Raw genomic sequence first — 19,370 nt, forward strand, 5'->3', positions numbered from 1 at the left:
CGTAATAGCCGTCACATTCCAGCCGCGTCCACAGCCTTCCTCCAGGCAAGGGGTGGACCGCCTGTTCTGTGGCCCCTAGCACACCTCTAAGCTGTGTGGTCGGAGACTTTGCTCTGCGCGTGACCGCGCGAGATCGTCGCGAACCTGATCCCACGTCCGACATGGAGAAACATAAAGTGAGCTCTGCTGGCCGTCCGATTGTCCTGATCGCCGACAAGTTGGCGCCCTCCACGGTGGAGGCGCTCGGCGACGGAGTCGAAGTGCGGTGGGTCGACGGTCCGGATCGTCCGAAGCTGCTCGACGCCGTCGTCGACGCCGACGCCCTGCTCGTCCGGTCGGCGACGACCGTCGACGCCGATGTGCTCGAGGCGGGCAAGAAGCTCAAGATCATCGCCCGTGCCGGCGTCGGCCTGGACAACGTCGATGTGCCGGCCGCGACATCGCGTGGCGTGATGGTGGTCAACGCGCCCACCTCCAACATCCACACCGCCGCCGAACACGCCATCGCCTTGCTGATGTCGGCGGCCCGCCAGATCCCGGCGGCCGATGCGACGCTGCGTGACCACACCTGGAAGCGCTCGTCCTTCAACGGTGTCGAGATCTTCGACAAGACGGTCGGCGTGGTCGGGCTCGGTCGTATCGGCCAGCTCGTAGCAGCGCGTCTGGCGGCCTTCGAGACCCATGTCATCGCCTATGACCCGTATGTGTCGCCGGCCCGCGCCGCACAGCTCGGCATCGAGCTGGTCACGCTCGACGAGCTGCTCGAGCGTGCCGACTTCATCACCGTGCACCTTCCCAAGACGCCGGAGACGCTGGGTCTCATCGGCGCCGAGCAGTTGGCCCGCACCAAGAAGGGCGTGGTCATCGTCAACGCCGCGCGTGGCGGGCTGATCGACGAGCAGGCGCTCGCCGACGCGATCACCGCCGGACAGGTCCGGGGCGCGGGTCTCGACGTCTACGCGACCGAGCCGTGCACCGATTCGCCTCTGTTCGAACTGCCGCAGGTGGTGGTCACACCTCACCTCGGCGCTTCCACCAGCGAGGCGCAGGATCGAGCCGGTACCGACGTCGCCAAGAGCGTCCGACTTGCCCTGGCCGGCCACTTTGTGCCGGATGCGGTCAACATCACGGGTGGGGCGGTCGACGAAGAGGTCGCGCCGTGGCTCGAGATGGCCCGCAAGCTCGGCGTCGTCATCGGCGCGATCAGCCCGGAGCCGCCGACCTCGATCGTCGTCGACGTGCGCGGTGAACTCGCGTCGAGCAACGTCGAGGTCCTCGGTCTCTCGGCGCTGCGCGGACTGTTTTCGGCGGTCCTCGAGGAGCCTGTCACCTTCGTCAACGCGCCCGCAGTGGCCACCGAGCGTGGTGTCACCTCCGAGGTGACCACAGCCACCGAAAGCCCCAACCACCGCAGCGTCGTCGATGTGAAGGCCGTCTTCGCCGACGGTTCGGTGCTCAATGTCGCCGGCTCGCTCACCGAGCCGCAGCTGGTGGAGAAGATCGTCAACATCAACGGCCGCAACTTCGACCTGCGTGCCGAGGGCCACAACCTGCTGGTCAGCTACGCCGACCAGCCTGGTTCGCTGGGCAAGATCGGCACGCTGCTCGGCAACGCCGGTATCGACATCCTCGCTGCCGGCCTGTCCCAGGACGCCGAGGGACCGGGCGCGACGATGATGCTCCGCGTTGGTGACAAGATCGCCGACGACCTCGTCTCCGCGATCTCCGATGCGGTCGGCGCAACTCTCATCGAACAGGTGGATCTGTCATGAAACTTGCCGTCATCGCCGGCGACGGCATCGGGCCGGAGGTCATCGGCGAAGCACTCGACGTGCTGCGGACGGTGGTTCCCGACGTCGACACCACCGAGTTCGATCTCGGTGCCCGCCGCTACCACCGCAACGGCGAACTGCTCACTGACGCTGACCTCGAGTCGCTGCGTGAGCACGACGCCATCCTGCTCGGCGCGATCGGCGACCCGTCGGTGCCGTCGGGTGTCCTTGAGCGCGGCCTGCTGCTGACGATGCGCTTCGCGCTCGACCATCACGTGAACCTGCGCCCGTCGCGACGGTTCCCGGGTGTGTCCACGCCGCTCGCAGGCGACCCCGACATCGACTTCGTGGTGGTCCGCGAGGGCACCGAAGGGCCGTACACGGGCAATGGCGGGGCCATTCGGACCGGAACCCCGCACGAGGTGGCCACCGAGGTCAGCGTCAACACGCGCTACGGCGTCGAACGCGTCGTCCGTAATGCCTTCGGCCGGGCTCAGCAGCGGCGCAAGCATCTGACGTTGGTGCACAAGACCAACGTGCTCACCTTTGCCGGGTCGCTGTGGGCGCGCGCGGTCGAGGAGATCGGGGCCGAGTTCCCCGATGTGACCACCGACTACTGCCACGTCGACGCCGCCACCATCTACCTGGTGACCGATCCGGGCCGATTCGACGTCATCGTCACCGACAACCTGTTCGGCGACATCATCACCGACATCGCGGCCGCGGTGAGTGGTGGAATCGGTCTCGCCGCGTCCGGCAACATCGACGCAACCCGAACCAACCCGTCGATGTTCGAGCCCGTCCACGGCAGTGCCCCCGACATCGCCGGACAGGGCAAGGCCGATCCGACGGCCGCGATCCTCTCGGTCGCCCTGCTGCTCGAGCATCTCGGTGAGGCCGATGCGGCCAAGCGCGTCGAGAAGGCGGTCGCCGACGACCTCGCCGATCGCGGCGGTGCGGTCCTGAGCACCAGCGAGGTCGGCAAGCGGATTCGCGAACGGCTCGCCTGAGTCGCTGTAGACAACATCCCTGCGTGCTGCAGGAGAACCTGTGTGCTGGAGCACGCAGGTTCTCATGTGGACACAGAGTGTGTCGAGGCGGCCTATGCCACCGGCTCTTCGACGACCGGCGGATCGTCGGGTACCAGGGGAGCGGCCAGTAATGGCGTCAGCGCGGTGATCGCGAAGGTCAGCGGAAAGCCCACGGCCGCGATCAATGCGCCGAACACCGGTGTGGTCACCGCCGTCGCCAGATACTGACCCGTGTTCTGCACGGCCAGACCCCGACCGCTCCATTCGGGTCCCGCGTACTCCGCGATGGCGGTGAACGCGAGTCCGTTGTCGGCGACCGATATCACCGTGGCCACCGCCATCAGGGCGGGCGCCCATGGGCTGTCGATCCAGTCGGCGAAGGCCAGCGCAGCCATCGCGGCGGCCGCGCCGATCGCGATGAGCCGGACCGGGCGCATCCGGGACGCCCAGGCGTCCGACCACCGGCCGGCGACGATCCGACCGAGCGCACCGATCACCTGGGTCACGGTGATCAAGACACCGGCCGTCGTCGGCGCCCAATGATGCGCGACGATCAGCCAGGTCGGCACAAAGGTCCACAGCATCGACTGCGGTACCACCAGCAGAACGCTGACGGTGTGTACGCGGGCCAGGAAACTGCTCTTCCGGTAGGGATTTCGCTTCGGAGCTGGTGCGTGCGAGTCCACGACGCGGGTCGGGTTCCGCGGCGGATCGACGACGCCGATCAGTACCGCGATAAGTCCCGCCGCGGTCACGACGGCCGGAATGGCAAGTGCTGCACCGATTCCGTGCGCCGCCGCCGTCGCCGGCATGGTGAGTGCACATACTGCGATGCCCAGCGGCTGGGCCATCTGGCGAATACCCATCGCGGTGCCACGCTGGTCGGCGGGGAACCACCCGACAACGATCCGACCGCTCGCACCGTTGGCCGCACCCGATCCGACGCCGCCGATGAGCAGGCAAGCACCGAGCACGAGATACGAGGCACCGGCGAACGCTGCCGCCGCGGCCGCACTCGCACCGGCCAGGCTGATCGACAGCGAAATCGTCAGGATGCGTCGCTCGCCGTACCGGTCGAGCAGCATGCCCCAGCCGATGATGGCGACCATCAACCCCACGGTCGGGATGGCGGCGAGTGTCGACGCCTCGGTCAGCGTGAGCCCGGCGTCGGCGTGCAGCGCCGGAATCAGATAGGCGACTCCGCTCACCACGCAGGTGGTGGTGAGGGCGGCAAGCAGCGAACATCCGAGCATCGACCACCTGCGTTGCACGGACACCGCGTCGATCACGGTCACGTCGCTCACCACCAATCTCATATTTTGGAACTCAATGCCCACATATTAGAACGAGCCACGCAACCACTCCAACCCGGTTCTCGACATCTGAGACTCGGCGGTAGTGTCATCGACATGCGCTTAGGTCGAATCGCGAGTCCCGGCGGAGTGGCATTCGTCTCCATCGAGGGGGCCGGTCCGGATGGAGTGACACCGGATGCGGTGGCCAAGGAGATCGCCGAGCACCCGTTCGGCACACCCACCTTCACCGGCCGGTCGTGGAAGCTCGCCGACGTACGGCTGCTCGCACCGATCCTGGCGAGCAAGGTGATCTGCATCGGCAAGAACTACGCCGATCACATCAAGGAGATGGGTGGGCGGGCCCCGGCGTCGCCGGTGATCTTCATCAAGCCGAACACCTCGATCATCGGTCCCGACGTCCCGATCCTGCGTCCGCCCTCGTCGGAACGAGTGGACTACGAGGGCGAACTCGCGGTGGTCATCGGGCAACCATGCAGGGACGTCAAGGCCGCACGGGCCAAGGACGTGATCCTCGGTTACACGGTTGCCAACGATGTCACCGCGCGCGACCAGCAGCAGATCGACGGGCAGTGGACCCGCGCCAAGGGCTACGACACGTTCTGCCCACTCGGACCATGGATCGACACCGACTTCGACCCGTCCGACGTGGAACTGCGCACCGAACTCGACGGTGAGGTCCGCCAGCGCAGCCGAACGTCGTTGATGCTGCACGACATCGGCGCGATCGTGGAGTGGATCTCGCGCGTCATGACGCTGCTGCCCGGTGACGTGATCTTGACCGGAACGCCCGAAGGGATCGGCCCAATGGTTGCCGGACAACGGGTTTCGGTCACGGTCGAGGGGCTGGGGACACTGTCCAATCCGGTTGGGGAGAGGTCGTGACCGTCGCGAGGGTCAACGGCATCGACATCTCCTACGACGTGAGTGGCGACGGTCCGCTCGTCGTCATGGTGATGGGTACCGGCAGTCCGGGCCGGGTCTGGAAGGCCAATCAGGAACCCGCACTGGTGAAGGCGGGCTATCGGGTGGTGACCTTCGACAACCGGGGTATCGCACCGTCATCCGAATGCGCCGAGGGATTCACCGTCGACGACATGGTCGCCGACACGGCAGCTCTCATCGAGCATGTCGGCGGCGGGCCGGCCCTCGTCGTCGGAACGTCCCTCGGCGCGCGCATCACCCAGGAGCTCGCGCTCGCACGCCCCGACGTGGTGAAAGCCGCTGTCGCCGTTGCCACCTACGGTCGGGGTACGCCGCTGCAGGAAGCGATTTCGGCCGGCGAGCGCGACCTCTACGACAACAAGATCAAGCTGCCACCGGAGTATCAGGCGGCGATCACCGCACATCTGAACCTGTCGCCGCACACGCTCGACGACGATCGTTCCGCCCGTGACTGGCTCGACGTGATCGGTTTCTCGCCGCAGACGGTGACGGCCGGCGTGCGTGCACAACTCGAGTTGCACAACCAGGAGGCCAACCGGCTGGCTGCGTATCGAGCGATCACGCGTCCGATGCTCGTGATCGGGTTTGCCGACGATCGCACCCTGCCGCCGAAACTCGCACGCGAGGTGGCCGACGCGGTTCCGGGTGCCGAGTACGCCGAGGTCGCCAAGGCCGGGCACTTCGGTTACCTCGAGCAGCCCGCCGAGGTGAATCGACTTCTCGTCGAGTTCCTCGGCCGTCACCGCTGACGATCGGGGCATCGGGCGTTCGATACGCTGGCCCACATGAACAACGAGGGTGTGCGCGTCCGTTTCTGTCCGTCGCCGACCGGGACGCCGCACGTCGGTCTGGTGCGGACCGCACTGTTCAACTTCGCTCAGGCCCGGCACGACAACGGCACCTTCGTGTTCCGCATCGAGGACACCGACGCCGCGCGTGACAGTCAGGAGTCCTACGACGCAATCCTGGAGGCGTTGCGGTGGCTCGGCCTCGACTGGGATGAGGGGCCCGAGGTCGGGGGGCCGTACGGGCCCTACCGGCAGTCGGAGCGACGCGAGATCCATGCCGAGGTCGTCGAGAAGTTGCTGGCCTCGGGCGAGGCGTATCACGCGTTCTCCACACCCGAGGAGGTTGAGGCGCGACACCGGGCGGCCGGTCGTGATCCGAAACTCGGCTACGACAACTTCGACCGCGACCTCACCCCCGAACAGCGCTCCGACTTTCTCGCCGAGGGCCGCAAACCTGTTGTGCGCCTACGCATGCCGGACGCCGACATCAGCTGGGACGATCTGGTCCGCGGTACCACGACCATCAAGGCCGGCACCGTCCCCGACTTCGCGCTGACCCGTGCCTCGGGCGATCCGCTCTACACGTTGGTCAACCCGGTCGACGACGCGTTGATGAAGATCACCCACGTCCTGCGCGGCGAAGATCTGTTGTCCTCGACTCCCCGCCAGATCGCGCTGTACCAGGCGCTCATTCGGATCGGTGTCGCCGACGCGGTGCCGGCGTTCGGGCATCTGCCGTTCGTGATGGGGGAGGGCAACAAGAAACTCTCCAAGCGCGATCCGGAGTCGAATCTGTTCCATCACCGCGATCGCGGTTTCCTCCCGGAGGGGCTGCTCAATTACCTCGCACTGCTCGGTTGGGGGTACTCGCACGAGACGGATGTGTTCACCCTCGAACAGATGATCGCCGCCTTCGACGTGCACGACGTGAACTCCAATCCCGCCCGTTTCGATCAGAAGAAGGCCGATGCGATCAACGCCGAGCACATCCGCATGCTCGAGCTCGGTGACTTCACCGCCCGACTCAAGTCGTTCCTCATCGGTCAGGGCAAGCTGACGGAGCGGATCGACGACGCGACCTTCGCCGCGCTCGCCGAGTTGGTCCAGACCCGCATACAGGTTCTCGGTGACGCCTGGGATCTGATCAGCTTCGCCTACGTCTCCGACGAGGACTTCGTCATCGACGAGAAGTCGGCGAACAAGAACCTCGGCCCGGACGCCGTACCGGTCCTCACTGCCACCATCGACGCGATAGCCGAGTTGCCGTCCTGGACCACTCCGTCGATCCACGACGCGCTCAACAGTGCTCTGGTCGACGGTCTGGAACTCAAGCCGCGGAAGGCATTCGGCCCGGTGCGGGTGGCGGTCACCGGCTCGCAGGTGAGTCCGCCGCTGTTCGAGTCGATGGAGATCCTCGGCCGCGACAAGACGCTGGCCCGCTTGGCGGCCGCGCGGGAACTGAGCGAAAAATAGGGCCTGAGCTGCACGTTTGTGGTCTTCTGGTCAGGCTTTGATACTCTAGCGCTCGGCCGTTTCCTCGCGGGAATGGTCAAAGCCTTGGGGTATGGTGTAATTGGCAACACAGCTGATTCTGGTTCAGCCATTCTAGGTTCGAGTCCTGGTACCCCAGCGAACTACACACGATGAGCACCGAGTAGGGTCTCATCGGATGTAGCAGTTCAAGAACGAAAGTTCCTTGGCCCCGTCGTCTAGCGGCCTAGGACGCCGCCCTCTCAAGGCGGTAGCGCGGGTTCGAATCCCGTCGGGGCTACAACGAAGGCGCCCCCTCCGAGATGTCGGAGGGGGCGCCTTCGCTTTTGGCGACTGTTATGTCGACGGCACGGTCGAGCCCGACACCGGCATCTCGCCCAGACCGAGCTTGCGGTGATCCCACGAGCGCGTCCGCGACGGGATGACGCGCACCGCGACACGCTTGTTCATCATCTGCTCGACGAAGGGCTTGGACTCCTCGGTGTAGGGCGCGGTGTAGCGCTCCCACACACTGATCCCTACCTTCAGGCAGGAGTCGGGGTCGTCGAGGATCTCCGCGGTGCCCTCGATCGCGACGCCGCGCAGGGTGCCGTAGGTGTCACCGTCTTCGACGAGGACCGAGCAGCGACTGTTGCGTCGGAGGTTGACGGCCTTCTGCGATTTGGCCTTGGTCTCGAACCAGATCTCGCCGTCGACGATGCCGTACCACATCGCGACGAGGTGGATGCCGCCGTCCGGTCCGGTGGTCGCCAGGGTGGCGGTCCGGCTGCGGGCGATGAACTCGGTGATCTCGTCGTCGGTCATGACGATCTGTGTGCGCTGATTGACTCCCATGCTCTGACGCTAGCCGACGCCTGAGATCGACGGCACACCTCACCCGCGAGGTGACTGGAGTCTCTTGTGGATCGCGTCGGCCGCGGCGAGGAGGTCTGCCGCCCACCGGGCGCCCGGGCGTCGGCCCATCCGGTCGATCGGACCCGACACCGAGATGGCGGCGACGACGTCCCCGCCGGCGTCGCGCACCGGCGCCGACACGCTGGCGACGCCTGCGGCACGTTCTCCTGCGCTCTGTGCCCATCCCCGACGACGGATCTCGTGCAGGGCCCGTTCGCTGAACACGCTGTCGTGCACCAGGGCTCGCTGGGTCGCCGGGTCGGCCCAGGCGAGCAGCACCTTGGCCGCCGATCCGGCACTCATCGGGAACCGGGTGCCCACCGGGACCGTGTCCCGAAGTCCCGTAGGCGGTTCCATCGCCGCGACACACACGCGTTCGGCACCTTCGCGGCGATAGACCTGGACCGATTCGCCGGTGATGTCACGCAGTCGCGGGAGCACCATGAGGGCGGCCTCGGTCACCGGATCGTGGGCCGACGCCGCGAGCTCTCCGAGCGCCGGTCCCGGTTGCCACCGTCCGGAACTGTCGCGGGCCAGGAACCGGTGCGCTTCGAGGCCGACGGCCAGCCGGTGCGCGGTCGCGCGGGGGAGTCCGGTGTGCGCACAGAGTTCGGTGAGATTGCATGGCGCCTCGGCGATCGCGTGCAGAACCGCGACCGACTTGTCGAGTACTCCGATTCCGCTGCTGACCGGAGATGCGCTATCATTTCCCATAGGACGATACTATCCGTCCAAATACTGAGATGTCCACGTTGGCGATGTTCACGTTGACGAGACATCCGGTGAGAACTCCAGATAGCCCCAGTAGTTCACGAGATAGACGAGTGCAGCCATGAGTAACAGCCCAGCCCAGCCGCGTACTCTCGCCGAGAAGGTGTGGCAAGACCACGTTGTGGTGCCCGGTGACACCGATGCATCCGGCGCGAAGAATCCCGACCTCATCTACATCGACCTGCATCTCGTGCACGAGGTGACGAGTCCGCAGGCCTTCGAGGGGCTCCGCCTTGCCGGGCGTCCGGTGCGCCGCCCCGATCTGACGATCGCCACCGAGGATCACAACGTCCCGACCCTCGACATCTTCAAGCCGATCGCCGACGAGGTGTCGCGTACACAGGTGGAGACCCTCCGCCACAACTGCGAAGAGTTCGGTATCCGGTTGCATCCCATGGGCGATGCCGAGCAGGGCATCGTGCATGTCGTCGGTCCGCAGCTCGGTCTGACCCAGCCGGGGATGACGGTCGTGTGCGGTGACAGCCATACCTCGACGCACGGTGCGTTCGGTGCGCTGGCGATGGGAATCGGCACATCCGAGGTGGAACACGTTCTGGCAACCCAGACTCTGTCGCTGCGGCCGTTCCGCACCATGGCGATCACCGTCGACGGCGAACTACCCCACGGTGTGACGAGCAAGGACCTGATCTTGGCCGTCATTGCCAAGATCGGCACCGGTGGCGGGCAGGGCTACGTCTTGGAATACCGCGGCGCAGCCATCGAGAAGCTGTCGATGGAAGCCCGAATGACCATATGCAACATGTCGATCGAGGCCGGCGCGCGTGCCGGGATGATCGCACCCGACCAGGTGACCTATGACTTCCTGAAGGACCGTCCAAATGCGCCGACCGGTGCGGAATGGGATGCCGCAGTGGAGTATTGGGACAGTCTGCGCACCGACGAAGGTGCCGAGTTCGACGCCGAGGTGCACATCGACGCGTCCGCGTTGAGCCCGTTCGTGACCTGGGGGACCAACCCCGGCCAGGGTGCTCCGCTCGGTTCGGTGGTCCCGGACCCGGCCGACATGGGTGACGAGACCGCGGCGAGCTCGGCCTCGAAGGCGTTGGAGTACATGGATCTGCGTCCCGGCATGCCGCTGCGCGACATCAAGGTCGACACCGTGTTCGTCGGTTCGTGCACCAATGGCCGGATCGAGGATCTGCGGGCGGTGGCCGGCATCCTGAAGGGCCGCAAGATCGCCGACGGGATGCGCATGCTGATCGTGCCAGGATCGATGCGCGTGCGGGCACAGGCCGAAGACGAAGGGCTCGGCGAGATCTTTGTCGGCGCGGGCGCCGAGTGGCGGCAGGCGGGATGCTCGATGTGCCTTGGCATGAACCCCGATCAGCTGTCGCCGGGGGAACGCTGCGCCTCGACGTCGAACCGCAATTTCGAAGGACGGCAGGGCAAAGGCGGCCGGACGCACCTCGTTTCGCCTGCGGTGGCAGCGGCCACCGCGGTCCGCGGAACTCTCTCGTCTCCCGCCGACCTGTCCTGACCAGATCCCACAACGTCCCTCACCACACCAAAGGCCTCTCGATGCAACCTTTCACCGAACACACAGGAATCGGCGTTCCCCTGCGCCGCAGCAACGTCGACACCGACCAGATCATCCCGGCCGTCTACCTGAAGCGGGTGACCCGCACGGGCTTTGAGGACGGACTCTTCGCCGGATGGCGTGCCGATCCCGACTTCATCCTCAACAACGAGCCGTGGAGTCGCGGTTCGGTTCTCGTCGCCGGTCCCGACTTCGGCACCGGGTCGTCGCGCGAGCACGCCGTCTGGGCACTGTCGGACTTCGGGTTTCGGGTGGTGATCTCGTCGCGGTTCGCCGACATCTTCCGCGGCAACGCCGGGAAGGCCGGATTGGTTGCCGCGCAGGTCGAGCAGTCCGACGTCGAGTTGCTGTGGAAGCGTCTCGACGAGCAGCCGGGTCTGGAAGTGACGGTGAGCCTTGTCGATAAGACCGTCACCGCTGCAGACCTCGTGGTGCCGTTGGCAATTGATGACTACACGCGGTGGCGTCTGATGGAAGGTCTCGACGACATCGGGCTGACATTGCGCCAGGTAGAAGCGATTTCCGACTACGAGGCCACTCGTCCCGCCTTCAAACCGGTCACGCTTCCGGCCTGATTTCGGACCGCTTCCCAAACCCCATATCCCCGTTCGGGGAGATGACGGCCATCACTATCGATTTCGCAACATGCCCGTCTAATTGGCGTGGAAGATGGACGTTTTCGAATTCGTTGTTTACCGTGTGGTGGTAGCTGGCCAAAAAAGCGTGGTCAGAACAGCTTGCGGAGGTAATCAATGAACAAGGCAGAGCTCATCGATGAGCTGACCAAGAAGCTCGACGCGGATCGCAAGACTGCGACCGAAGCCGTCGAGCTCGTGGTGGACACGATCGTTCGGGCGGTGAACAAGGGTGAGAGCGTGACCATCACCGGGTTCGGCGTCTTCGAGAAGCGGCGGCGCGCACCGCGTGTGGCCCGCAACCCGCGTACCGGCGAGACCGTGAAGGTGCGGGCGACGTCCGTTCCGGCGTTCCGTCCGGGCGCTCAGTTCAAGGCCGTCGTCGCCGGCAAGCAGAAGCTCGCTGCGTCCGGCCCGGCCGTCAAGCGCGGTAGCGGCGCAACCGCTCCGGCCAAGAAGGCCGCACCGGCCAAGCGCGCCACCGCAGCCAAGAAGGCCACTCCGGCCAAGAAGGCTGCTCCGGCAAAGAAGGCCACCGCAGCCAAGAAGGCTCCCGCCAAGAAGGCAGCGCCCGCCAAGAAGGCCACCGCAGCCAAGAAGGCTCCCGCCAAGAAGGCGCCGGCCAAGAAGGCTGCTCCGGCAAAGAAGGCCACCGCAGCCAAGAAGGCTCCGGCCAAGAAGGCCCCGGCCAAGCGCACTCGTCGCTGAGTAGCTTCGCACCCAACCCCGTTCAGCCCTCGACGTACTTCCCCCGTCGAGGGCTGAACTGTATGCCGAGCAAGACCGCCCCGTCAGGGCATCGCTACAACGGCATGGGCAGCGGACTCGAGATGTGGTCGGCGGCGACGAGCCGACCGTCGTGCGCCGACACGACCCACACGCTTCCCTTGCGGTTCCGCGCCGCGGGTAGCCGGATGCCGTCGCGATCGGCCCACCATGCCATCAACGGCGGAATGACCTTGCCCTGACTGCAGACCGCGTGCACATGGTCGAGGTCGGCGGCGATCTCCCGGATCCGGCGGTGCGCGGGTTTCGGTTCCGACCGGTATGACTCCTCCGACAGCGTCGGCTCGTTTTCGATCGCGGTGTCGAGGAATGACGCGAACGGTTCGACGGTTTGTCGGCAGCGGACCCGATCGGCGGCATGCACCCGAGTGGCGCCGAATGCGCTCAGCAATCCGACCAGTGCGTCGGCCTGCTTGCGCCCCTCCGAGTCGAGAGGACGCAGCCGGTCGTCGCCGCGGTAGCGCGATCGCCGTCCCGCCTTGGCATGTCGTACCAGCAGCAGAGTGTGCAGGTCGGCCGGCAGTCGGGTGAACTCGCGCAGGATCTTGCGATCGAGTGCATAGCTGAGTTGATTCTCCGCCTTGTCGACGTCGAGCCAGCGCAGTTTGTCGACCTCGCCGTTGGCGGCGAACTCGCCGTCGATGACCGGTGCCGACCAATACCGGACGTGTTTGCGTGAGTGATCGAGGTCGTAGCTGACGTCGCGGAGGTGTCGGCCGAGTCGAACGTTGAAGCCCGTCTCCTCGGCGATCTCCCGGACCGCGGTGTCCACAAGGGTTTCGCCGGTTTCGGCCTTGCCCTTCGGCAGGGTCCAGTCGTCATAGCGGGGCCGGTGCACGATTGCGACTTCTACCGAGTCGGAGGTCGCGCGCCACACGACGCCGCCGGCGGCCCACACGGATTTCACTGTCTTCGACATCGGGAGCGATCCTAGAGCGTCGAGGTTACGAAAAGGTGCTGCCCGTCATGACCCGATGTCCGGACGTCGGCGATTGCGGCGCATCATCTCTCGCTGATGGTCGCGAACGTCTTCGCCGGCGGCGGGTGATGCCACCCAGCTTCCGTCGGACTTGAGTATCCAGCAGCGCGTGCGTGGATCCAGTGCGGAGGCGAACATCTCACCCAGTTCGGCGGTGAGTCGATGATCACGCACCTGCGCCATGACCTCGACGCGACGATCGAGGTTGCGATGCATCATGTCGGCGCTGCCGATCCAGTACTCGTCCTGCGCACCGAAATACAGGATTCGCGAGTGCTCGAGGAATTGGCCCAAGATGGATCGGACGACCACGTTGTCGCTGATGCCCTCCATCCCCGGCCGCAGCGCGCAGATTCCGCGCACCACGATCTCGACGGGAACGCCATTCTGCGATGCCCGATAGAGGGCGTCGATCACTTGCTCATCGACGAGTGCATTGGCCTTCACCTGCACCCGCGCCTGCGGGTTGCCCTCGCGGTGCAGTTCGATCTCCCGATTGATGCGGGCGATGATGCCTGCCCGAATCCCGTGCGGCGCAACCAAGATGTTGCGGTACTCCTTCTTGCGGGAGTAGCCGGTGAGGGTATTGAAGAGATCGGTCAGATCCGCGCCGATGTCCGGGGATGCCGTCAGCAGACCCACATCCTCGTACAGGCGAGCGGTTTTCGGGTTGTAGTTGCCGGTGCCGATGTGGCAATACCGCTTGATGGACGAGCCCTCGCGACGCACCACGAGACAGGTCTTGCAGTGGGTCTTGAGGCCGACGAGGCCGTAGACCACGTGGACTCCGGCCTGCTCGAGCTGACGTGCCCACTTGATGTTGGCCTGCTCGTCGAACCTCGCCTTGATCTCCACGAGCGCCACGACCTGCTTACCGGCCTCGGCCGCGTCGATCAGCGCATTGACGATGGGCGAGTCGCCCGACGTGCGGTACAGGGTCTGTTTGATGGCAAGAACCTGCGGGTCGGCGGCGGCCTGTTCGATGAAGCGCTGCACGCTCGTCGAGAACGAGTCGTAGGGGTGATGCACCAGCACGTCACCCTCGCGCAAGGTCGAGAAGACACTCTTCGGGGTTTCGCGCTCCCCGAAGGCGGGATGCGTCGCCGGGACGAACGGACGGTCCTTGAGATGCGGCCGGTCGAGTGCGTTGACCTCGAACAGCGACGACAGGTCGAGGAGACCGGGTACCTGGATGACATCTGCGGGATTGACGTCGAGCTCGCGCAGCAGCAACTCGAGCATGTGCTCGCTCATGTCGTCGGCGACCTCGAGGCGCACCGGGGAGCCGAAGCGCCTGCGCGCGAGTTCCCGCTCGAGGGCCTGGAGAAGATCCTCGTCGCGATCCTCCTCGACCTCGAAGTCCGCATTGCGGGTGATCCGGAAGGCATGGTGCTCAACGATTTCCATGCCAGGGAAGAGGTGTTCGAGGTTCGCCGCGATCAGATTCTCCATGGGCAGGAACACCACGGTGCGCTTCTGTTCCTTGCCTTCCCCGGTCGGCCGCGGCAGGAGTTGATCCACGCGCACAAAGCGATTCACGTTGTCGGGCACCTTGACGCGCGCAAAGTGTTCGCCGCTCTCGGCATCTTCGCGGACCGTCACCGCGAGATTGAGTGAGAGACCGCTGATGTAAGGGAACGGGTGCGCGGGATCGACGGCGAGCGGGGTGAGGACAGGAAAGACCTCGTCGTGGAAGTGTTCCACCATTCGGCGCTGCTGCTCGTCGGTCAGGTCCGACCAGCCGACCACGTGAATGTCGTTCTCCGCCAACGCCGGCCGCACCGAGTCCATGAACACGCGGGCGTGCCGGTCGGCAATGGTCTGGGTGCGGCCCGCGATGCGCAACAACTGCTCTCGGGGCGAGAGTCCGTCGGCGGAGCGTACCGACAGCCCGGTCTCGTCGCGGCGTTTGAGACCTGCGACGCGCACCATGAAGAACTCGTCGAGATTCGACGCGAAGATCGCGAGGAACTTCGCACGCTCCAGGAGCGGCATCGAGGTGTCCTCGGCCAGCGCCAGCACCCGGGAGTTGAAATCGAGCCAACTCAGTTCCCGGTTCAGGTACCGGTCTTCGGGCAGGTCGGCCGACTCGTCGGGGATCAGGGTGGCCGCGGGCGGCGCGCCTGGTATCGAGGTCGTGACCGTCGGTTCTGTCACATGCGATTCCGGTGTCTGGGTGCCCGAGTCGGGGGAGGCGTCGAAGGCGTCGGCAGGGCTCACCGGTCAATCATGACTCATCGGCCGAATCTGTGACGCCGGTGGGCGCATCACGCGGTGGGTCGGCGTGAGGCGGGTCGGCGGCGACCCGTCAGTCGGCGGATTCACCCCATGCGCTCAACACAGCGGATGTCTTCGGACCCAAGCCCAGAGCGGCCGCGGCGTCGAGGTCGCCGGCCGTGTCGACGTCGGTCCGCAGATCGGACCAGCGCAGCCGGTCAGGATCGAGTTCGAGCGCGCCCGCACCCCGGTGCGCGGCCGCCGAACCCGCACCGAAACGGGGCGGATCGACGCACGACGGGCGTCGGAGCAACAGCACGGTGCCCGAACCGTCCCGATCGGCGAGCAGGACCTCATCGCAGAGACGATTGCGTGCGACCTGCTCGGCGGCGTCGATCACCTCGATGAGACTGGTCGCGCGTGCGGCCGGTAGGTCCGCCTGGATGAGCAGCACCCAATCCGACTCGGGCCAGATCTCCTGCGCGCGGTGTGCTCCGTCGGCGAATGCACGGTTGAGCCCAGCCACCGGCGTCTCCCGGTCACCTCGGGCCGGTTCGCGCACGCCGCGCACGCCCGCGGCCCGGGCATGCGTCAGGACATCGTTGTCGGGGCTCACCACCAGAATCTGACCCACACCGGCCGACGTCAGAGCCCCGATGGTGTCGAGCAGCATCGCGAGGACAAGGGAACGATGGTCGGTCACCGACGCGGTGGGAGAGAGCGTCGCAGCGAGACGGGTTTTGGCGTCGCGCAGGTGTTTGACGGCCAGCACCGCCGAAACCCGTCCCGATCGCCGCGTGCCATCGGCGGCGACGCCGCCGCATGCGCCGGCGGCCCGAGACTCCATCACATTCCTCAGGATACGGCTGGTCCTCCCGGGCCGGTTCCGGGCCGAAGCATCGATGGCGAGGGCTAGGGTGATCACCAACACAGGCTCGACGAGAGGACGACAGTGCGTGCGGTGGTGATGGGTGCGGGTTCCTGGGGGACCGCGACGGCAAAGGTTCTCGTCGACGCCGGGACTCCGACGTCGATTTGGGCGCGTCGGGCCGAACTGGCCGACGAGATCAATTCCACCCACACCAACTCCGACTACCTCGCGGGAATCACCCTGCCCGCCGACCTCGAGGCGTCGAACTCCTACCCGGAACTGCTGGCAGAAGCCGACGTGGTGGTGTGCGCGGTGCCGTCACAATCGTTGCGCGACAACCTCGCTGCGTGGACCCCTCATCTGCGGAAGGACGCCACGCTGGTGTCCCTGGCCAAGGGGGTGGAGACGAGTACCTTGCTGCGGATGAGCGAGGTCATCGCCGAGGTCACCGCCTTTCCCGACGAGCAGATCGCGGTCCTGACCGGACCCAATCTGGCGCGTGAGATCGCAGAGGGACAGCCCGCGGCCACCGTCATCGCGTGCGTCGACGAAGAGCGGGCGGGCCGCCTCCAGAAGGCGTTCGCGACCGGTTACTTCCGGCCGTACACCAACACCGATGTGATCGGCTGCGAGATCGGTGGTGCCGCCAAGAATGTCATCGCGCTCGCCTGCGGCATGGCCAGCGGTGTGGGATTCGGGCAGAACACCTTGGCGACGATCATCACCCGTGGGCTGGCCGAGACCATCCGGCTCGCGGTGGCGGTCGGCGCGAAGATCGAAACTCTCGCGGGTCTCGCCGGGATCGGTGATCTGGTGGCGACCTGCTCGTCGCCGCTGTCGAGGAACCGCACCTTCGGCGCCCGACTGGGCGAGGGGTTGACGATGGAACAGGCGCAGGAGGCGACCCACGGCCAGGTCGCCGAGGGCGTCAAGTCGTGTACCTCGGTGCGGGCGCTGGCCGAGAAGCATCAGGTCGACATGCCCCTGACAGCTGCGGTGCACAAGGTGTGCCACTCGGGAATGTCCGTCGGAGATGCGGTGAGCTCGCTGCTCGGGCGGGAGATCAAGCCCGAGATCTACCGTGACTGACGCCGGGAATCACCCGCGCTCACCGTGACGGTGCGGGCGCAAACTCGAGGGGCCCGGGCGGCAGCGTCTTGGCGATCACGCCGGTGATGTCGGTGATGGGGCCGTTGCCTGCGTTGGCGGGCACCCACAGCGCAACATACGGCCGGTGGTCGACGGCGACATATGACTGGCCCTGCCCCTCGATGGTGTCGACGATGAACCACTGAACTGGTTCGGACCCGGGTGCATCGACGACCTGGAGTTTGCTGCTCGGCGCCAGGTCCGCGGGGCGGGTCACACCGCACCGCAGCGTGAGGTCGTCACCGTCGCCCGAGGCCGGCCAGGTGGCGTTCTGTCCCCGAACCTCCTTGGCGCCGAACCCGTCGAAGTGTTCGGGAAGGGCGGCCAGGAACTTCTCGCACGCGGGCGCGACTGCGGTGTCGACGGTGTAGTTGTCGACAGGTGTCGGGTCGTCGTCCTGATTCAGCGCGGCATAGGTGATGAACCCCACCAGCACCATGATCGGAATCGTGACCAGGGTTGCGATCAGCGCGGGACTCAGTCGCGGGCCGGAACCGTAGCGCTCGGCCGGGCGGCCCTCGGACGAACGACCGTCGGTGGGTTCCTCGTCCGTCGTGGCCTCGACTGTCGCCCGGTCATCCGCCGCGTCGCCGCCACCTGACTTGCCGGTGGCGTCCGTATCCGCGATGTCCGGATCTACCGAACCGCTGTCGTCGGGGCCTGCTGCGTTCACTCGGTACAGGGTAGTGCCCGCCTCAGCGGGTGCTGCTCACCACCGGGCAGGTGAGGGTGCGCGTGATCCCGTCCACCTTCTGGATCTGCGGGACGACGTCGTCGGTCAGGTGAGAAGCGTTGGCGGCATCGACCCGGACGATCACGTCGTAAGGACCGCTGACCTCCTCGGACGAGGCGACCCCCGAGATCTCCGCGATGGTCGCCGCGGCCAGCGCGGCCCGTCCGACCTCGGTCTGGATCAGTATGTATGCCTGAACCACGGCCATCCTCTCCGTTTATCCACATCGCCGGATCGGGCTGTCGACGCCGGCGGCAATGTCGCGCTCGGCGGGAACCGCCCGCCGAGCCAATACACTGTGGCACACATTGTCACCGACAAACCCTTCCACGCGCGACTCAGAGAGACCGGGTGAACAGAAATGACGGCCGCCGGTGCCGGAAAGCCCGAGTCCGATGGTGTGCGTACGGCGACCGTCGGCGAGATCGGTGAGCGGGCCATGATCGCCGCGTTCACCGCACAGGCACGCGGTTCGGCGGCACACCACGACATCGTGATCGGATCGGGCGACGACGCCGCGGTGATCGACACCCGGGGCGTCACGGTGATCAGCACCGACACCGCGGTCGAGGGCAGGCACTTCCGATTCGACTGGTCACCGGCCCAGGACGTGGGTGCGCGCGCCATCGTGCAGAGTGCCGCGGACATCGCCGCGATGGGCGGACGAACCACGGGCGTGGTGGTGTCGATCGCGGCTCCGCCGTCGACTCTCGTCGGGACGCTGCTCGACCTGAACATGGGGATGGTCGACGCCGCGCATCGCCTCGGGGCGCGGGTACTCGGTGGGGATCTCGTGGCGGCGCAGCAAGTAGTGGTCAGTGTCACCGCAGTCGGGGCGATGGACGGCACCGAGCCGGTGGTGCTCGGCGGCGCGAACCCAGGAGACGTGCTCGCGGTGAGCGGCCCGGTGGGAGCCTGCGCCGCAGGCCTGGCGGTGCTGTCGTCGGGGGATGACGACCTGATCGCGCAGTGGCAGGATCTTGTTGCCGCGTATCGGATTCCATCGCCGGACCTGACCCAGGGTCCGATTGCTGCGGCTGCCGGGGCACATGCGATGACCGACATCTCGGACGGTCTCGTCGAAGAATTGATCACCATGGCGCAGGCGTCGGGCACTCGGCTGTCGGTGCGCTCAGGCAGCGTGCCCCGACATGAGAGGGTGACCGCGCTCGCGGAAGAGCTGGGCACCGATGTCGTCGACTGGGTACTCGCCGGCGGCGAAGACCACGAATTGCTGGCCGCCTTCGACGCGGACGCGGTACCGGCCGGCTGGACGGTGATCGGAGAGGTGTCGGCGCCGGGAGCGGAGCGCGCGGGCCGCGTGAGTTCGGCGCCGGGAGTGGAGCGCGTCCCCGCTGATGTCCTGGTCGACGGCAGGTCGATCCATGCCGCTGACGGTCCGCGATTGCGTGGCTGGGAGTCCTTCTCGGCCTGAGA

At 66.3% G+C, this 19,370-nt stretch carries 18 protein-coding genes and 2 tRNA genes; 12 read left to right on the forward strand and 8 right to left on the reverse strand.

Annotation, left to right across the window (positions count from 1 at the left end):
* Positions 1-176 precede the first annotated feature (176 nt).
* Both serA and MKW15_RS10370 read left to right on the forward strand, forming a co-directional pair.
* Positions 177-1,772, forward strand: a complete 1,596-nt coding sequence (gene serA, locus MKW15_RS10365; protein WP_240857535.1) for a phosphoglycerate dehydrogenase — start codon at positions 177-179, stop codon at positions 1,770-1,772.
* Complete coding sequence (locus MKW15_RS10370; protein WP_240857536.1) at positions 1,769-2,782, forward strand: 3-isopropylmalate dehydrogenase; 1,014 nt, start codon at positions 1,769-1,771, stop codon at positions 2,780-2,782. Before serA ends, MKW15_RS10370 begins: the two co-directional genes overlap by 4 nt.
* Before the next feature lie 92 nt (positions 2,783-2,874).
* Here MKW15_RS10370 and MKW15_RS10375 read toward each other — a convergent pair whose 3' ends face one another.
* Positions 2,875-4,056, reverse strand: a complete 1,182-nt coding sequence (locus MKW15_RS10375; protein ID WP_276614831.1) for an MFS transporter — start codon at positions 4,054-4,056, stop codon at positions 2,875-2,877.
* 156 nt (positions 4,057-4,212) lie between these two features.
* On the opposite strand from MKW15_RS10375, the gene MKW15_RS10380 reads away from it, so the two are divergent.
* From MKW15_RS10380 to MKW15_RS10400, 5 genes are all read left to right on the forward strand, one after another.
* Entirely contained in the window at positions 4,213-5,001 is a 789-nt protein-coding gene (locus MKW15_RS10380) for a fumarylacetoacetate hydrolase family protein (RefSeq protein WP_240857537.1), read from the forward strand.
* Positions 4,998-5,810 carry an alpha/beta fold hydrolase gene (locus MKW15_RS10385; RefSeq protein WP_240857538.1) on the forward strand — a complete coding sequence of 271 codons (813 nt, stop codon included), beginning with the start codon at positions 4,998-5,000 and terminating at the stop codon, positions 5,808-5,810. Before MKW15_RS10380 ends, MKW15_RS10385 begins: the two co-directional genes overlap by 4 nt.
* 36 nt (positions 5,811-5,846) lie before the next feature.
* Positions 5,847-7,322 carry a glutamate--tRNA ligase gene (gltX, locus tag MKW15_RS10390; protein WP_240857539.1) on the forward strand — a complete coding sequence of 492 codons (1,476 nt, stop codon included), beginning with the start codon at positions 5,847-5,849 and terminating at the stop codon, positions 7,320-7,322.
* Between the two features lie 85 nt (positions 7,323-7,407).
* Positions 7,408-7,479 (forward strand) — tRNA-Gln (locus MKW15_RS10395).
* A 68-nt stretch (positions 7,480-7,547) separates the two neighbouring features.
* A tRNA-Glu gene (locus MKW15_RS10400) sits at positions 7,548-7,620 on the forward strand.
* Positions 7,621-7,676: 56 nt separating this feature from the next.
* Here MKW15_RS10400 and MKW15_RS10405 read toward each other — a convergent pair.
* Entirely contained in the window at positions 7,677-8,174 is a 498-nt protein-coding gene (locus MKW15_RS10405) for a PPOX class F420-dependent oxidoreductase (protein ID WP_240857540.1), read from the reverse strand.
* A gap of 39 nt (positions 8,175-8,213) precedes the next feature.
* Positions 8,214-8,948: an IclR family transcriptional regulator gene (locus MKW15_RS10410; RefSeq protein WP_240857541.1), complete on the reverse strand. Its 735-nt coding sequence runs from the start codon at positions 8,946-8,948 to the stop codon at positions 8,214-8,216.
* A 118-nt stretch (positions 8,949-9,066) separates the two neighbouring features.
* On the opposite strand from MKW15_RS10410, the gene leuC reads away from it, so the two are divergent.
* The 3 genes from leuC to MKW15_RS10425 all read left to right on the forward strand — a co-directional run bounded on the left by leuC (position 9,067) and on the right by MKW15_RS10425 (position 11,906).
* Positions 9,067-10,503, forward strand: coding sequence for a 3-isopropylmalate dehydratase large subunit (gene leuC, locus MKW15_RS10415; protein WP_240857542.1), 1,437 nt, complete (start codon positions 9,067-9,069; stop codon positions 10,501-10,503).
* 41 nt (positions 10,504-10,544) lie between these two features.
* On the forward strand, positions 10,545-11,138 hold the full coding sequence (leuD, locus tag MKW15_RS10420) for a 3-isopropylmalate dehydratase small subunit (protein ID WP_240857543.1): 594 nt from the start codon (positions 10,545-10,547) through the stop codon (positions 11,136-11,138).
* A 177-nt stretch (positions 11,139-11,315) separates the two neighbouring features.
* A complete protein-coding gene (locus tag MKW15_RS10425; RefSeq protein WP_240857544.1) occupies positions 11,316-11,906 on the forward strand; it encodes an HU family DNA-binding protein in 591 nt (196 codons plus the stop codon).
* Between the two features lie 94 nt (positions 11,907-12,000).
* Here MKW15_RS10425 and MKW15_RS10430 read toward each other — a convergent pair whose 3' ends face one another.
* The 3 genes from MKW15_RS10430 to cofC all read right to left on the reverse strand — a co-directional run bounded on the left by MKW15_RS10430 (position 12,001) and on the right by cofC (position 16,027).
* A complete protein-coding gene (locus MKW15_RS10430) occupies positions 12,001-12,903 on the reverse strand; it encodes an NUDIX hydrolase (RefSeq protein WP_240857545.1) in 903 nt (300 codons plus the stop codon).
* Between the two features lie 45 nt (positions 12,904-12,948).
* Positions 12,949-15,183, reverse strand: coding sequence for an RNA degradosome polyphosphate kinase (locus tag MKW15_RS10435; RefSeq protein WP_374246881.1), 2,235 nt, complete (start codon positions 15,181-15,183; stop codon positions 12,949-12,951).
* A gap of 88 nt (positions 15,184-15,271) precedes the next feature.
* A complete protein-coding gene (cofC, locus tag MKW15_RS10440) occupies positions 15,272-16,027 on the reverse strand; it encodes a 2-phospho-L-lactate guanylyltransferase (protein WP_240857611.1) in 756 nt (251 codons plus the stop codon).
* A gap of 105 nt (positions 16,028-16,132) precedes the next feature.
* On the opposite strand from cofC, the gene MKW15_RS10445 reads away from it, so the two are divergent.
* The gene (locus tag MKW15_RS10445) at positions 16,133-17,140 is read left to right on the forward strand and encodes an NAD(P)H-dependent glycerol-3-phosphate dehydrogenase (protein ID WP_240857546.1); all 1,008 of its coding nucleotides are present in this window, start codon (positions 16,133-16,135) and stop codon (positions 17,138-17,140) included.
* Between the two features lie 19 nt (positions 17,141-17,159).
* Here the strand turns inward: MKW15_RS10445 and MKW15_RS10450 are convergent, their stop codons facing one another.
* Positions 17,160-17,873, reverse strand: a complete 714-nt coding sequence (locus MKW15_RS10450) for a DUF3515 domain-containing protein (protein ID WP_240857547.1) — start codon at positions 17,871-17,873, stop codon at positions 17,160-17,162.
* Positions 17,874-17,895: 22 nt separating this feature from the next.
* Positions 17,896-18,141 carry an Lrp/AsnC ligand binding domain-containing protein gene (locus MKW15_RS10455; protein ID WP_240857548.1) on the reverse strand — a complete coding sequence of 82 codons (246 nt, stop codon included), beginning with the start codon at positions 18,139-18,141 and terminating at the stop codon, positions 17,896-17,898.
* Positions 18,142-18,294: 153 nt separating this feature from the next.
* On the opposite strand from MKW15_RS10455, the gene thiL reads away from it, so the two are divergent.
* Entirely contained in the window at positions 18,295-19,368 is a 1,074-nt protein-coding gene (thiL, locus tag MKW15_RS10460) for a thiamine-phosphate kinase (RefSeq protein WP_240857549.1), read from the forward strand.
* The last annotated feature ends 2 nt before the right edge of the window (positions 19,369-19,370 follow it).

Origin of the sequence: Gordonia gummivorans, from assembly GCF_022513585.1 — a bacterium.
In the GTDB taxonomy this organism is placed as follows: Bacteria; Actinomycetota; Actinomycetes; order Mycobacteriales; family Mycobacteriaceae; genus Gordonia.

What these genes read in the sequence shown, in the direction of transcription:
- MKW15_RS10380 (WP_240857537.1), top strand. Translation starts at nt 4,213, where the DNA reads ATGCGCTTAGGTCGAATCGCGAGTCCCGGCGGAGTGGCATTCGTCTCC.
- MKW15_RS10370 (WP_240857536.1), top strand. Translation starts at nt 1,769, where the DNA reads ATGAAACTTGCCGTCATCGCCGGCGACGGCATCGGGCCGGAGGTCATC.
- thiL (WP_240857549.1), top strand. Translation starts at nt 18,295, where the DNA reads ATGACGGCCGCCGGTGCCGGAAAGCCCGAGTCCGATGGTGTGCGTACG.
- leuD (WP_240857543.1), top strand. Translation starts at nt 10,545, where the DNA reads ATGCAACCTTTCACCGAACACACAGGAATCGGCGTTCCCCTGCGCCGC.
- MKW15_RS10405 (WP_240857540.1), bottom strand. Translation starts at nt 8,174, where the DNA reads ATGGGAGTCAATCAGCGCACACAGATCGTCATGACCGACGACGAGATC.
- MKW15_RS10455 (WP_240857548.1), bottom strand. Translation starts at nt 18,141, where the DNA reads ATGGCCGTGGTTCAGGCATACATACTGATCCAGACCGAGGTCGGACGG.
- gltX (WP_240857539.1), top strand. Translation starts at nt 5,847, where the DNA reads ATGAACAACGAGGGTGTGCGCGTCCGTTTCTGTCCGTCGCCGACCGGG.
- MKW15_RS10425 (WP_240857544.1), top strand. Translation starts at nt 11,316, where the DNA reads ATGAACAAGGCAGAGCTCATCGATGAGCTGACCAAGAAGCTCGACGCG.
- cofC (WP_240857611.1), bottom strand. Translation starts at nt 16,027, where the DNA reads ATGGAGTCTCGGGCCGCCGGCGCATGCGGCGGCGTCGCCGCCGATGGC.
- MKW15_RS10410 (WP_240857541.1), bottom strand. Translation starts at nt 8,948, where the DNA reads ATGGGAAATGATAGCGCATCTCCGGTCAGCAGCGGAATCGGAGTACTC.
- MKW15_RS10375 (WP_276614831.1), bottom strand. Translation starts at nt 4,056, where the DNA reads ATGCTCGGATGTTCGCTGCTTGCCGCCCTCACCACCACCTGCGTGGTG.
- leuC (WP_240857542.1), top strand. Translation starts at nt 9,067, where the DNA reads ATGAGTAACAGCCCAGCCCAGCCGCGTACTCTCGCCGAGAAGGTGTGG.
- MKW15_RS10430 (WP_240857545.1), bottom strand. Translation starts at nt 12,903, where the DNA reads ATGTCGAAGACAGTGAAATCCGTGTGGGCCGCCGGCGGCGTCGTGTGG.